We start from the raw sequence: 13,341 nt of genomic DNA, 5'->3' as shown, positions 1-13,341 counted from the left end.
TTTGTTATATTGTTGCTTATTGATTATTCACCTCTGCGGTGCCAAAAAGAATAAGATTCACCGCAACCCAGGATACGTAAATGTTAGATTACCGCTTCCCGACAGCTTTGCAGATGGTTCTCAGCGTAGCGATGGCGGAGCAATTGGGTGAACGTTCGACGAGTGCGATTCTGGCCTACGGCCTGGAAGCGAATCCGAGCTTCATCCGCAAACTGATGGTTCCCCTCACGCGTGACGGTATTATCGTCTCAACGCTTGGTCGCAACGGCTCAATTCATCTTGGCCGCCCGCCGGAACAGATCACCCTGCGTGATATCTACCTTTCTGTCATAGAAGATAAAAAGCTGTGGGCGTCGCGCCCCGACGTACCGGCGCGCTGCGTGGTGAGCGCGAATACGTGCTGGTACTTTAAATCCATCGCTGAAGAGGCCGAGCAGGCATCCCTCGCGGTCTTAGCCGGTCATACCGTGGCAAGCGCGCTGGAAGAGCTCAAGAAAGCGGATACCAGCGGGTGCGATCCGGTGCCCGAACTGATTGCCCAGTACAAGAAAGCGCATTAATGGCTGCATAAAAAAACCGCCTTCATTGTGAAGGCGGTTTTTTGTTATCTGCAGCGTATTACGCGGGCAAGACCTCTCTTTCCACTTTGCCGCGTGTGACAAATTTACGCAGCGTCACGTAAAACACCGGCGTCAGGAACAGGCCAAACAGCGTTACGCCCAGCATACCGGAGAATACCGTGATCCCGGTGACGCCGCGCACTTCTGCACCCGCACCGTGGCCGAGGATGAGCGGGATGGTCCCGGCGATAAAGGCGATGGAGGTCATCACAATCGGGCGTAAACGCAGGCGGCACGCTTCGAGCGCCGCTTCCATTATACCTTTGCCCTGGATTTCCAGCTCGCGGGCGAACTCCACGATAAGAATCGCGTTTTTACACGCCAGCCCCATCAATACTACCAGCCCCACCTGCACGAACACGTTGTTATCACCGCCGGTCAGCCAGACGCCAAACAGGGCAGAGAGCATCGTCATCGGCACGATAAGGATCACCGCCAGCGGCAGCGTCCAGCTTTCGTACAGTGCCGCCAGGACCAGGAACGCCAGCAGAACCGCGACCGGGAAGACGATTAACGCCGTGTTCCCCTGAGTGGCCTGCTGGAAGCTCAGATCCGTCCACTCGATATTCATCCCGTTCGGCAGAATCTGCTTAGACATCCCCTCCAGTTGGGTCATTGCCTGGGTAGAGGAGAGGACGCGCGGGTCGGCATCGCCAATCAGGTCCGCCGCCGGATAGCCGTTGTAGCGAATCACCGGATCGGGCCCGTAAGTGGTACTGATATTGACCATACTGCCAATCGGCACCATCTCACCCTGGTTATTACGGGTGCGCAGATTCGCAATATCTTCCACGCTGTCGCGATACGGCCCGTCGGCCTGCGCCATCACGCGCCAGGTGCGCCCGAACTGGTTAAAGTCATTCACATAAGACGATCCCAGATAGGTTTGCAGCGTCCCGAACAGATCGGTCAGCGACACGCCCTGGGCTTTGGCCTTATCCCTGTCGACCTGCACATCCAGCTGCGGAACGTTCGCCTGGTAGGTGGAGATAGGGAAGTGCATTCCCGGCGTCTGCATAATTGCGCCCGACATGGTGTTCACCGCATTTTGCAACGCACCGTATCCCAGACCGGCCCGATCCTGGATGTACAGCGAGTAACCCGACCCCTGACCCAGCCCCAGAATAGGCGGCGGCAGAATGGAGAAGCCAAAGCCCTGCTGGATTTGCGCGATTTTGGCATTGATCTCGGCGTTAATTTCCGCCGCCGTGTGTTTACGCTGGTCAAACGGTTTCAGGCCAAAGAAGACCGTCCCGGTATTCGGCGTATTGGTGAACTGCAGCGCATTCAGCCCCGGGAAGGCGACCGCATAATCCACGCCCTCGGTGTTCATACCGATTTCGCTCATTTTGCGGATCACCGCATCGGTACGTGCCAGCGATGAGCCTTCCGGCATTTTCACGCCGCCAATCAGGTACAGCTTATCCTGAGTGGGAATAAACCCGCCGGGTACGGCTTTAAACATCACGCCTGCGGCACAGAGCAGCAGCACATAGACCACAAACACCGCACCGCGTCGTCCGAGCGTTTTGCCCACCAGCCCCTGATAACCGTTCGAGCTACGGTGGAAGAAGCGGTTGAACGGACGGAAAATCCAGCCGAACAGGCGATCGATAAGCCGGGTAGGGAGGTCCTTCGGCGCGCCGTGCGGCTTCAGGAGCAGGGCGGCCAGCGCAGGCGAAAGCGTCAGCGAGTTAATGGCGGAGATCACCGTTGATATCGCAATCGTCACCGCAAACTGCTTGTAGAACTGACCCGTAACCCCCGAAAGAAACGCCATCGGCACGAACACCGCGCACAGCACCAGCGCAATCGCGATAATGGGCCCGGAGACTTCACGCATCGCCTGATGCGCTGCCGCCAGCGGAGCCAGCCCCTCTTCGATGTTTCGCTCGACGTTTTCCACCACCACAATGGCATCGTCCACGACGATACCGATCGCCAGCACCAGCCCGAACAAACTCAGGGTGTTAAGCGAAAAGCCCAGCAGATAAAGAACGCTGAACGTGCCCACCACCGAGACCGGCACAGCGATCAGCGGAATGATTGACGCACGCCAGGTTTGCAGGAACAGAATGACCACCATTACAACCAGCACCACCGCTTCCAGCAGCGTCTGCACGACCGCGCGAATGGAGTCACGCACGAATACCGTCGGATCGTACGGTGCCGCCCATTTCATGTCTTCCGGGAAACGGGTAGACAGTTCTGCCATTTTAGCGCGCACCGCGTTAGACAGATCGATGGCGTTCGCTCCCGGCGACTGGAAGATACCAATCCCGACCGCGTCTTTATTGTTGAGCTGGGAGCGCAGCGCATAGCTGCCGGAGCCCATTTCAATGCGCGCCACATCGCGCAGTCGCACCAGCGAGCCGTCCTGCGCGGTTTTCAGGATAATATTGCCAAACTCTTCTTCAGTATGCAGACGACCCTGCGCGTTAATGGAGATCAGGAAATCGCTCTCTTTCGGCAGCGGCTCGGCGCCCAGCTGTCCGGCGGACACCTGCACGTTTTGCTCCTGCATTGCCGTTACCACGTCCGAGGCGGTCAGGCCTCGCGCTGCCACCTTATTCGGATCCAGCCAGACGCGCATCGCGTATTCGCCCGAGCCAAAAATCTGGATTTGGCCGACGCCGGGCAGACGCGCCAGTTCATCCTTCACTTTCAGCGTTGCGTAGTTACGCATATAGAGTGAATCGTACTTACCGCCGGGCGAAAACAGATGCACCACCAGCGTCAGTGTCGGCGACTGCTTCTGGGTGGTGATACCCAGACGGCGAACGTCTTCCGGCAGGCGCGCTTCGGCCTGTGACACGCGGTTTTGTACCTGAACCTGGGCCTGATCCGGGTCGGTTCCTGGGCGGAACGTGACGGTGGTCACCAGTACGCCGTCGCTGCCGGCGACAGACTTCATGTACATCATGTTTTCAACGCCGTTGATCGCTTCTTCCAGCGGCGTCGCCACGGTCTCTGCAATCACCTTCGGGTTGGCGCCGGGATACTCCGCGCGCACCTGCACGCTTGGCGGCACAACGTCAGGGTATTCGCTCACCGGCAACAGCGGGATGGCGATTAAGCCTGTGATAAAAATCAGTATCGACAGCACCGCGGCGAAGATCGGCCTGTCGATAAAAAAGCGGGAAAAGTCCATGGGTCGGATTCTCAGATAAGGGATCAGTTAAGGGCGGCGCGGGTGGTCATGGCAACGGTTTTCGCGTTTACCGGCATGCCCGGCATAAACACTTTTTGTAAACCGTCGACGATGACTTTATCGCCAGGCTTCAACCCCTGCTGGACGATACGTAAACCATCGGCCAGACGCCCTGGCGTAATATCACGACGCTGCGCTTTACTCTCTTTATCAACGACATAGACATACTTACGATCCTGATCGGTCAGTACTGCCTTGTCGTCAATTAGCGTGGCCTGGAACTCCGCGCTGCCCGGCAGGCGGACGCGGGCAAACAGTCCCGGCGTGAACTGACGCTGAGTGTTATCCAGCAGCGCGCGCATGCGGATGGTGCCGGTACTGGGTGTTAACTGATTATCAAGAAAATCGACTTTGCCCTGATGGGGATAGCCGTCCTCGCCCACCAGCCCAATCTCAACCGGTAGCGCCTGGTGAGTGCTGGCGGCACCTTGCCCGCTGAGGGCGAGTTTTTGATAGTGAAGGTAGGTTGACTCATCCACGTCAAAGTAGACGTAAACCGTCTTCTGCGAGACCAGCGTGGTGAGCACGCTGGCGCTGTCACCGGCGGTAACGAGGTTCCCGCTGGTGATCAACGCGCGGCTGGCGCGCCCGTCGATAGGGGCGGTCACTTTAGTGAAATCCAGGTTCAGCTGCGCGGCATCCACCGCCGCCTGTGCGGCGCGAATGTCGGCCTGGGCCTGGACGGCAGCAGCGCGGCGCTGCTCCCACTCTTCACGGGATACCAGATGGGTATTGACCAGTTTATCGGTACGGTTTGCCTCGCTTTGCGCCAGACTGGCCTGCGTTTTGGCTCTTGCCAGCGCTGCCTGCGCCTGTTCCAGCGTGGCGCGATAGGTTCTGTCATCGATCGTGAACAATACCTGGCCTTTTTTGACCTCCTGACCGTCGGTGTAATTCACTTTATCAATGTAGCCGGAGACGCGGGGGCGGAGCTGTACGCTTTCCACCGCTTCGATCCGGCCATTAAAGCTATCCCACTGGCTAATGGATTTGACGACCACGTCAGCGGCGCTGACGGTGGGCGCTTGTGGCGCGGCATTTTGCGCGACACCCTCGTCACACCCGACGAGCAGGGCGGAGAGTAACACCGCGCCCAACGCGTTCAGATGAAAATTACCCCAGGTTTTTTGCAGGCTCATTATTTTTATTCCGGTAGTTGTAGCCGCCGGGCAAGACGCAACGGGGGACGCCGCGCCACTTCCTTTGTCCGGGCTGGCTTAAGGCCATTTGTGTCGTTCATCGCCACAAAACTGTAACAATTGTGAATACACTATCGCGGCGATTGTAGGTAGGCGCTAAATTTAGTGCAAGAATAATTGTTGCACTTTATGTGCTATTTGAGGCCGGGGAAAAAGGCGCGTTTCCGGCAGGGATTTAAATGCAACAATAAAACTTGCATTTAACATCAAAACGGGCCATCTTTAAATGCAACAAACAAAGGTGCTTTTTACTACGTGGCGTGTGGGGGAGAAGATGGACACTGGCGCATTTATTCACGATCTGCTCGACTGGATCGACAACAACCTGGATAGTCGTCTGGACATTGAGACCGTATCAAAGCGTGCAGGCTATTCAAAATGGCATCTTCAGCGGATCTTCAAAGAACACACGGGTTATCCTATTGCCGAGTATATCCGTGCGCAGAAACTTCAAAAATCGATGGAGCGGTTAACCCATAGCGATGAGCCGATCCTGAACGTGGCGATTGCGTTGGGCTTTGACTCCCAGCAGTCTTTCAACCGCAGCTTTAAGCGTCAGTATGGTCAGGCACCGGGGGCATGGCGTCGCAGCATTGTCAGCCCGAAAACGCGGCATTTATGCCAGACATCCCCCTAGCCTGGGCGGGAACCGTTTTGCTCCCGCCTGAGGGGGTAATGTGCGGGGTTAACTGTTTATAAAGGCGAGAAGATCGGCATTGACCTGATCGGCATGTGTCGTTGGGATACCATGAGGCGCGCCTTTATAGGTATGCAGGGTTCCGTTTTGGACCAGCTTGACTGACATCGCGCCGGAATCTGCATACGGCACCACCTGATCGTCATCCCCGTGGATGACCAGAACAGGGATGGATATCCCTTTGAGGTCTTCCGTGAAGTCAGTCTGCGAGAAGGCCACAATCCCATCGTAATGCGCCTTGGCGCTTCCCATCATCCCCTGACGGTACCAGTTATAGATGACCGCTTCGGAAGGCTTCGCCCCCGGGCGATTAAATCCATAGAACGGTCCCGCGGGCACGTCATAATAAAACTGAGGACGATTCGCCGCCAGCTGGGCCTGAAAATCATCAAACACTGACTTTGGCGTACCCTGAGGATTACTCTCCGTCTTCACCATCAGGGGCGGTACAGCACTGATCAATACGGCTTTGGAAACTTTGTCTTCACCGTGCCGGGCGATATAACGCACCACCTCACCACCGCCGGTTGAATGCCCGACATGCATCGCACCCTGTACGCCAAGACGTTCTACAACGGCGGCCACATCGTCAGCATAGTGAGCCATATCATGGCCGTCCCACACCTGATCTGAACGACCATGACCGCGACGGTCATGGGCCACAACGCGGAATCCTTTATTGACGAAGAACAGCATCTGGGCGTCCCAGTCATCACTGCTTAGCGGCCAGCCGTGATGGAAAAAGATCACTTTCCCGTCTTTTGGACCCCAGTCCTTGTAGTAGATATTGACGCCATCGCGAGTTGTTACATAACCCATGATTATTCTCCACTCAGATAGACAGATTGCATGAAAGGCAGAAATGAAATGCGGTATACGGCCCGACTCCGCCGCGAATTAAGAAGTGTAGTTCATAGGCTGGCCGTCTGGGTTAAGGCTCACCCACAGGCGGGCAGAATGGGGCAGCGGTAAGGGGGACGTGCAGAAAATAAATTTTAGCTGCAACCTACACCGTGAAGGGTTATACTGTATATAAACACAGTGAAAGGGGCGCATCATGGCGGTTGAAACAAAATATGTTGTTGTAAGAAAAGGTGAAGAGAAAATGACATTTGCCAGTAAGAAAGAGGCTGACGCGCACGACAAACTGCTCGACATGGCAGACGCGTTCACCGACTGGCTGCTACAAAGCGGACTGCAGATGGACGAAACGCAGGCTGAAGATCTGGGGTTGTATCTCGCCGAGCAGAAAGAGGCCGTGCAGCATATTCTGCGTACCAGTAAACTGCCCGATCTCAACGCTGTAACCGATAAAACAGCCTCTGATGAGGCTGGCAGTAAAAAAATCCGAGCCGTGAAAGCTGCCTGACAGGGACATTAACGGTGGAAAAACAGTCGAGATACTGGAATACGTCTTACACCAGGGCGCCGGTGGCGCCTTTCACACCTTCACTGCTACGTCCTGGCCCGGGCGATTAATTTTCTCTCCTTTCACAGCACCTCAACCACTTCAAATTCTTCTGCGATCAACTCCATATCTTCAGAAAAATGACCTTCTCGGGTGAAAAATCGCTGATGCTCTTTCTGCCAGTATTCAAGGCTTAAATCGCCTTCACCTTCTTTACGGGCAAACGCCTCGGTCACATCACAAAAACGCACCAGTCGCATTGAAACCAGCCGGGTTACACAGACCGGAACATTCTGGCCATCAAGAATAATGTTATAGCTCCCGATCCGCGGGGCAGACTCCTCCTGCTGATAAGAGGCAAAAGATCCGCAGGAAGCGGTTTTGATCCCTTTTTTAATCAGGTCTGCAAGCTCGCTGGCCAGTTCCGGGCTGTCGCCCATTTGCCAGGCACCGGCGCCTGGGTACTTCACTTTTAATTTCTCAACCGCAAACATGACAAGCCCTTTTTATATGCAGGTCTGATGAATAATGATTACGATATAATAAAAATGTCTAGTTTTGCTGAGCATACAACGTTAGCGTCTTGCTTCAGGCGGATTCTCAGCGCCACCGTCCCAACTCATTCATAAGAGACAGTGCATGTCTGCTACGGATTTATCCAAAATGGGCACCGCGAAAGTGATGCTGAGTGTAAGTGACTGCGGGCATAAAGTGATTGAAAAATGTCCTGTCGGAGAGGTGGAGTACAGCTTTTATCAGTACGCTGCAACGGAGCTTAATCAGGCTGGCATTGTTACCCCAATGCTCTTTTCCGCTGATGCCCCTTTACGCAAGTTAATACTGGAATATATTCCTGAAAAAGTTGAACAGAACGATGTCGCTGGTGACGACGCCATCGCTATGCTGGCACGCTTGCATGGTTTCCCCGCAAATTCTGAATGGATTTACCACAGCCACTCGTGGTCAGAACTGGCGCTCGAAAAGTCCCTCATGCTTTTAGCGTTACCAGATAAAAGTACGCAGCAATTTCGGCTATTTCAGGAATGTAGTGATGTTTTGTTCGCTTACCCAAGCCTGATCTCTGGCGATAGCAATGCTGGCAATTGGGGAAGAAGAGAAAACGGTGATTTAGTTCTTTTCGACTGGGAACGATTTGGAAAAGGGAGTCCTGCGATCGATCTTGCCCCTCTGATAAAAGGGATGGGTTCGAAGCTAATGTTTACTGATATTGCTGAACGCTATTGCCAGTTCTCTTTCCATCATGACCGTAATGCGTTAGCGAGAGAAATTGCCATTGCCAAAGCATGGATTGTCACCGAAGTCATTGTGCTACTTAATGAGCGGCAAAACGCAGACTTTCCTTTATATCTCGACTGGTACAGGGAACATCTTCCTGGCTGGTTAGATGATGTCATCACGATGCTATGAATGATCATCTTCAGGCTTCATCGACATATTGAGTAGACAATATTCGATGTTGCCTGTCTTTCTTACATGTAAATGGCACTAACGGAAAGATGTCGCTCCGCCTCCCCATGCTATATCTCCACCAACACATAATCACTACAAACGGAGACATGAAGATGCTGAGAGGTAAAAGAGCCGTCATTACTGGCGGCGGCGGGGGATTTGGACAGGCGTTGTGCGTGTGGTTGGCACGAGAAGGCGTCGAGGTGGATTTTTGCGCGCGGCGCGCTGATGATATTCAAAACACCTGCAGCATCATCACTGCTGAAGGCGGCATGGCAAAAGGGTATCTCTGTGATTTAACCCAACCTGATTCCATTTCTCAGTTTTCTTCACAGCTGTTAACGTCAGACAAGCCTGTAGACATTTTAATCCTCAATGCTGCTCAGTGGTTGTCAGGAAGGTTTGACGATCAGCCAGACACAGAAATTATCAATACCATCAGTTCAGGTCTGACTGGTTCGATTCTCTTGACTCAGGCATTACTGCCCGGATTAAGACGTTCAGCCAGCGCTGATATCATCTCGATTATCTCTACCTGTGGGATCCCGAATTTCACCGATTCAATTGCGCATCCCGCTTTTTTCGCCAGTAAACATGGGCTGAGCGGGTTTATAACGAAACTGTCGCGGCAAATGTCTGAAGAAAACATACGTGTTACTGGTCTGTATCCACCCGATTTCGAAAATACCGGATTAGAGCCAGCTTTTGATGATCAATCCAGAATGGGGGACGGTCTGCTGAACGGGCGCTCGGTCTGGGAAACCATTCGTTTTGTACTGATGCAACCTCGCAGTTGCCATATCAGCCACATCTATTTTCAAGGCCCAACGCGCGAAGATCTGGTTAGCAGGGGCTGAATTGATTGACGTTGATGTGATAAGTACGTGCACGTCGCGCACACAGCCAACCCTCACCATCCACGCCAGTACCCGCAGCGTGTTACACTTCCTCACTTTCATCATCTACACGACAGGGAAGCGATGATAAATAAAATTCTGGTCAGTGCGTGCCTGATGGGGTTCAGGGTGCGTTATAACGGCAGCGAAAAAGCGAAGGCGATGGCGCAACTCTCCCGCTGGCAAGCGGAGCAGCGGTTAGTGATCCACTGTCCTGAACTGGCTGCCGGGTTGCCGGTGCCCCGACCACCAGCAGAGATTTTGTCGGCCGACGGTCGGGATGTCATGCGCGGGCAGGCCAGAATCATTGAGAATACGGGCCAGGATGTCACCGAGCACTATCAGCTTGCCGCCTGGCTGGCGCTACGTACCGCACAGGAGCATGGCTGTCGCGCGGCGCTGCTCACGGATGGCAGCCCAACCTGCGGGAGCCAGCATATCTATGAAGGTTCTTTTAGCGGCGTGCGCAACACGGGGATGGGTGTCGCGGCAGCATTACTCGCTGAACATGGGATCGCGGTATTCTCAGAAACGCAGCTTCCGGAATTGATGCGCTGGATAGAAGAAAGTGAAAGGGTGAATTAACCGACCCGATCGTCATTTAACGTAAGCCCGGTATATTACGGGTTTAACCGCCGCCTTGTTAAGGGAAACGATGTCCTTACCACCACTCTATGCCCTGCGCGCCTTTGAAGTCGCTGCGCGAGTAAACTCCTTCAGTAAAGCCGCTGAAGTGCTCAATATTACGCCGGGCGCGGTCAGCAGACATGTCCGCACCCTTGAAATGTGGTTCGACTGTGAGCTGTTCAAACGGCAGGGGCCGAGAGTGGAGATCAGTGAGGCGGGGCGTGTTCTGGCCGGGCAGCTTCACGAAGGGTTCAGGAGTATCGAGTGGGCCTGTCGGGCTTTCAGAAGTGAAAACCACCTGTTGCGGCTGAAGGCACCCAGTACGCTCACCATGAGATGGTTGCTTAACGTCCTGCGATCGTTTCGTGAACATCATGAAAAACCCAACGTTGAAATAGCCAGCGTCTGGATGGACATCGATACCGTTGATTTCACGCGAGAGCCCTATGATTGCGCGATCCTGCTGGGCAACGGCCATTTTGGCGAGTCAACGGAGAGCCGATTGCTTTTCAGTGAATGGCTTATTCCGGTCTGTACCCCCGCTTTACTGGAATCTGCCCGAGAGCAACTTTCGCAGTGCGATCTGATCCATCCTTCCCCGGACAGACGCGACTGGCGGCGGTGGCTGAGAAGGACGGGGTTATTCCCCGGGCTTGATATGAGTCGCGGAGCGGTTTTCGACACCCTTGAACAGGGGAGTAGTGCCGCCATGAACGGCCATGGCGTCGCGATTGCCGACCTGCTGCTTTCGCTTGACGCGCTGAATAGCGGCCTGCTTGCGCTGCCTTTCAAAGAAGCCATCGCCACCGGAGACGGTTATTACATTGTCTGGCCGAAAAATTCACTCAGGAAAAAGAGTATTGAATGTCTGCTGGACTGGCTTAACCTGCATGCCCCGGTCATTCCTTCTCTTGATATCATCTGTCTGGAATACGACGAGCATCGGCTGTAGTTATCAAAAGCAGGATATGCCGCGGGCGTATCCTGCTCTATAAACTTCAGGCGTAAGGAATATTTGCCATTTTTTTATACCTTTCCGGCAATGCACCGTTCAGGTTGAGAAGTTTATCGAGAATAGCGATCGCAGGCGTATTGTTTGCGCGCTCTGAATCTACTATCGCTGCACGCAATATAGTGGCAGCCGACGTGACGTTCTGAAAGTATGCCTCGGACTCGGGCGTTTGTAATTCACCTGAAAGGGCGTAACGCACCAGCGGCCATCCTGAAAAATCCAGTACGGGAAGGGGCTCACCTTCTTTTGGCAGATTAGCGGCGAGCAACGCTTCAGCTTGCATGGGGTCGTTGTGAGCGGCACACAGAATGTGAAGGCGATGCACAAAGGCCGCAAGGGTGACATCGTTCTCTTTTTCTGCTGACAGCGATTCCAGCAGTGCCGATAAATTGGCGCCGGATGAATATTCATCTAGTGAGACCAGCTTCATTAAATGAAATATAACGTCAAGCGTCATTTTTGCTCCCTGAACATTTATCAATTTTGAAGGATGATATTTCAGGGACGTCGCGTTTGAAAAACGACAAATAGTCAGAATCAATGTGAGTTTAACTCAACATCACAAAAAGGGCCCGTCAGGCTGAGGAATTCCCAGTCATTTTTTACCGGAAGCGACGAATTTTGCTTCAGCAAAATGAATGACTTACAGCGACGCCCTGGTCCGGCTGTAAATCGCTGAGGCGTTTCCTGCAGGCCGGGGCGAGGCGCATGGATGCGCCGAGAGGGCGGCTTTACAGGGACGTTACATCCGCCCGTCCCCGATAAGCCGGAAGGAATAAGCCGAAGGCACCGCGAAGCGGCGATTTACCGCCGGGAGCCCGGGTCGGAAGGGCGGCGGCGATTGAGCCGCCCTGGCACGTTCACACGTCATGCCGTTACAGAGTAGCAAGGAACATAAAGTGAACGGAATTACCGCTACAGCCATATGTTCCCCCTCACCCCAACCCTCTCCCTCAAGGGAGAGGGGGTCCTCCGTGCAGGCATTATTTTATGGGGATCCCTCAGCCCGTAAGGGACCCGATCTTGATTAACCACAACGGGATCAGAAGCGGTATTGCAGACCCGCAGTAATGGTATAGTTGCGGTTTGAAATACCGGCAGCATCTCCGCCAATAGAGCCCGATTCGCCAGTATTGGTATCAATAATCTGCGTACCGCCTTTACCTTCTTCGTAACTGCTATAGGTAAATTCTGCGAACACTTTGGCGTTCGGCGTGACGTAATAACCTGCGTCAACCGACGCACCGTAATAGCGAGAATCAGAGGTCTTCTCACGGAAGGTCAGATCGCGCATATAGTGCTCGTCGTTGTCGTGCGCGCGTACCCAGTCACTGAATTTAAACAGGGCATTGAATTCAAAATCATTGAAACGGTACTGACCCGCCAGGCCAATGTACGGCATGGAGAAGCGCTGGCTATAGCCAATACCGCGTTCACCTGCCGGGAAGTTGCCCGTATTGGTGCCGTTATCATAATTATAAGAGCCACCGGTCGCCGTCCAGCTGAAGCGCGTTTCCTGATAACCTGCGGTTACGCCAGCTTTATAGTTATCGCCCTGGAAGATCCAGCCTTTAACGTTGAGATCGTATTCATTGGCGTAATTGACGTTGGTCGCAGGATGGGATGAATGGTCTGTCCAGGAGGATTGTTTTGCATTCATCCAGTCGTAGTCATCCATATGACCCGAGCCTGATGCCAGAGACGTCCAGCCGCGGGCGTTCAGTGTCAAAAATGAATAAGCATCCCAGGAAATATCGCCTTTCAGAATGGCGACATTTTTGATTTTCCAGTCGAGCTGGCTGATTTTTCTTCCTGTGACTTCGTCGTAAACCATTTCATGGGATTTTCCGCTCAGCATCCCGGCAGAGGCTGAAACCGATAAACTTTCTGGTGAAAAATCCGGTATGGCTTGTGCGGATCCTGCATATACTGCCCCTGAAAACGCGGCCATCATCATTCCGGCAACAATATTTTTTGTCATTTTAATTTCCCTAAATCAAATTTAATCAATGCCTTGCAGACAAATCTTAAAAGTCATACAAATAAGAATCAACTGCCAGTTTTGGTATTTTTTTATTATTTGACCTAGGGAACGATATTTAACTTTGGGCCGCCTCAGTGAGGCGGCGAAAGGTGGGGTGAATAAACATTGAGTCGGTGCAAAATAGCTGTCGGTAATTAAAAATGCACTCCCGGATGTA

Annotated in this window: 13 protein-coding genes; 7 read left to right on the top strand and 6 right to left on the bottom strand. The window is 53.5% G+C overall.

The genetic code is table 11. From position 1 onward, the window contains the following. The first annotated feature begins 80 nt into the window (after positions 1-80). Positions 81-560 carry an efflux pump transcriptional repressor OqxR gene (oqxR, locus tag ECL_RS10460; RefSeq protein ID WP_013096741.1) on the top strand — a complete coding sequence of 160 codons (480 nt, stop codon included), beginning with the start codon at positions 81-83 and terminating at the stop codon, positions 558-560. A 58-nt stretch (positions 561-618) separates the two neighbouring features. Here oqxR and oqxB read toward each other — a convergent pair whose 3' ends face one another. Together oqxB and oqxA are read right to left on the bottom strand one after the other, a co-directional pair. Then, the gene (gene oqxB / locus ECL_RS10455) at positions 619-3,771 is read right to left on the bottom strand and encodes a multidrug efflux RND transporter permease subunit OqxB (protein WP_013096740.1); all 3,153 of its coding nucleotides are present in this window, start codon (positions 3,769-3,771) and stop codon (positions 619-621) included. 23 nt (positions 3,772-3,794) lie between these two features. Then, positions 3,795-4,970, bottom strand: coding sequence for a multidrug efflux RND transporter periplasmic adaptor subunit OqxA (oqxA, locus tag ECL_RS10450; RefSeq protein WP_013096739.1), 1,176 nt, complete (start codon positions 4,968-4,970; stop codon positions 3,795-3,797). A 334-nt stretch (positions 4,971-5,304) separates the two neighbouring features. On the opposite strand from oqxA, the gene ECL_RS10445 reads away from it, so the two are divergent. Next, positions 5,305-5,667, top strand: coding sequence for a helix-turn-helix domain-containing protein (locus ECL_RS10445; RefSeq protein WP_013096738.1), 363 nt, complete (start codon positions 5,305-5,307; stop codon positions 5,665-5,667). Between the two features lie 48 nt (positions 5,668-5,715). Here the strand turns inward: ECL_RS10445 and ECL_RS10440 are convergent, their stop codons facing one another. Further along, positions 5,716-6,546, bottom strand: coding sequence for an alpha/beta fold hydrolase (locus ECL_RS10440; protein ID WP_013096737.1), 831 nt, complete (start codon positions 6,544-6,546; stop codon positions 5,716-5,718). A 238-nt stretch (positions 6,547-6,784) separates the two neighbouring features. On the opposite strand from ECL_RS10440, the gene ECL_RS10435 reads away from it, so the two are divergent. Further along, on the top strand, positions 6,785-7,096 hold the full coding sequence (locus ECL_RS10435; RefSeq protein WP_013096736.1) for a YebG family protein: 312 nt from the start codon (positions 6,785-6,787) through the stop codon (positions 7,094-7,096). 122 nt (positions 7,097-7,218) lie between these two features. Here the strand turns inward: ECL_RS10435 and ECL_RS10430 are convergent, their stop codons facing one another. Then, positions 7,219-7,629, bottom strand: coding sequence for an ASCH domain-containing protein (locus ECL_RS10430; protein WP_013096735.1), 411 nt, complete (start codon positions 7,627-7,629; stop codon positions 7,219-7,221). Positions 7,630-7,774: 145 nt separating this feature from the next. On the opposite strand from ECL_RS10430, the gene ECL_RS10425 reads away from it, so the two are divergent. The 4 genes from ECL_RS10425 (at position 7,775) to ECL_RS10410 (ending at position 11,080) form a co-directional block, all read left to right on the top strand. After that, the gene (locus tag ECL_RS10425; RefSeq protein ID WP_040023218.1) at positions 7,775-8,563 is read left to right on the top strand and encodes a phosphotransferase; all 789 of its coding nucleotides are present in this window, start codon (positions 7,775-7,777) and stop codon (positions 8,561-8,563) included. A 155-nt stretch (positions 8,564-8,718) separates the two neighbouring features. Next, positions 8,719-9,462 (top strand): SDR family oxidoreductase, encoded by a 744-nt coding sequence (locus ECL_RS10420; RefSeq protein WP_013096733.1) that lies wholly within the window; start codon positions 8,719-8,721, stop codon positions 9,460-9,462. 123 nt (positions 9,463-9,585) lie between these two features. Then, on the top strand, positions 9,586-10,086 hold the full coding sequence (locus ECL_RS10415; protein WP_013096732.1) for a 2-thiouracil desulfurase family protein: 501 nt from the start codon (positions 9,586-9,588) through the stop codon (positions 10,084-10,086). Positions 10,087-10,156: 70 nt separating this feature from the next. Beyond that, positions 10,157-11,080: a LysR substrate-binding domain-containing protein gene (locus tag ECL_RS10410; protein WP_013096731.1), complete on the top strand. Its 924-nt coding sequence runs from the start codon at positions 10,157-10,159 to the stop codon at positions 11,078-11,080. Between the two features lie 46 nt (positions 11,081-11,126). Here ECL_RS10410 and ECL_RS10405 read toward each other — a convergent pair whose 3' ends face one another. Together ECL_RS10405 and ECL_RS10400 are read right to left on the bottom strand one after the other, a co-directional pair. After that, positions 11,127-11,597 (bottom strand): hypothetical protein, encoded by a 471-nt coding sequence (locus tag ECL_RS10405; protein WP_013096730.1) that lies wholly within the window; start codon positions 11,595-11,597, stop codon positions 11,127-11,129. A gap of 585 nt (positions 11,598-12,182) precedes the next feature. After that, a complete protein-coding gene (locus ECL_RS10400) occupies positions 12,183-13,121 on the bottom strand; it encodes an omptin family outer membrane protease (RefSeq protein ID WP_013096729.1) in 939 nt (312 codons plus the stop codon). Positions 13,122-13,341 lie beyond the last annotated feature (220 nt).

The organism is Enterobacter cloacae subsp. cloacae ATCC 13047, assembly GCF_000025565.1.
In the GTDB taxonomy this organism is placed as follows: Bacteria; Pseudomonadota; Gammaproteobacteria; order Enterobacterales; family Enterobacteriaceae; genus Enterobacter; species Enterobacter cloacae.
Note: the sequence above shows the minus strand (reverse complement) of the source record. Positions and strands in the feature narration are given on the sequence as shown.

Excerpts from the sequence above, each read along its gene's own strand:
- oqxR (WP_013096741.1), top strand. The coding sequence starts at position 81 with ATGTTAGATTACCGCTTCCCGACAGCTTTGCAGATGGTTCTCAGCGTA.
- oqxB (WP_013096740.1), bottom strand. The coding sequence starts at position 3,771 with ATGGACTTTTCCCGCTTTTTTATCGACAGGCCGATCTTCGCCGCGGTG.
- oqxA (WP_013096739.1), bottom strand. The coding sequence starts at position 4,970 with ATGAGCCTGCAAAAAACCTGGGGTAATTTTCATCTGAACGCGTTGGGC.
- ECL_RS10445 (WP_013096738.1), top strand. The coding sequence starts at position 5,305 with ATGGACACTGGCGCATTTATTCACGATCTGCTCGACTGGATCGACAAC.
- ECL_RS10440 (WP_013096737.1), bottom strand. The coding sequence starts at position 6,546 with ATGGGTTATGTAACAACTCGCGATGGCGTCAATATCTACTACAAGGAC.
- ECL_RS10435 (WP_013096736.1), top strand. The coding sequence starts at position 6,785 with ATGGCGGTTGAAACAAAATATGTTGTTGTAAGAAAAGGTGAAGAGAAA.
- ECL_RS10430 (WP_013096735.1), bottom strand. The coding sequence starts at position 7,629 with ATGTTTGCGGTTGAGAAATTAAAAGTGAAGTACCCAGGCGCCGGTGCC.
- ECL_RS10425 (WP_040023218.1), top strand. The coding sequence starts at position 7,775 with ATGTCTGCTACGGATTTATCCAAAATGGGCACCGCGAAAGTGATGCTG.
- ECL_RS10420 (WP_013096733.1), top strand. The coding sequence starts at position 8,719 with ATGCTGAGAGGTAAAAGAGCCGTCATTACTGGCGGCGGCGGGGGATTT.
- ECL_RS10415 (WP_013096732.1), top strand. The coding sequence starts at position 9,586 with ATGATAAATAAAATTCTGGTCAGTGCGTGCCTGATGGGGTTCAGGGTG.
- ECL_RS10410 (WP_013096731.1), top strand. The coding sequence starts at position 10,157 with ATGTCCTTACCACCACTCTATGCCCTGCGCGCCTTTGAAGTCGCTGCG.
- ECL_RS10405 (WP_013096730.1), bottom strand. The coding sequence starts at position 11,597 with ATGACGCTTGACGTTATATTTCATTTAATGAAGCTGGTCTCACTAGAT.
- ECL_RS10400 (WP_013096729.1), bottom strand. The coding sequence starts at position 13,121 with ATGACAAAAAATATTGTTGCCGGAATGATGATGGCCGCGTTTTCAGGG.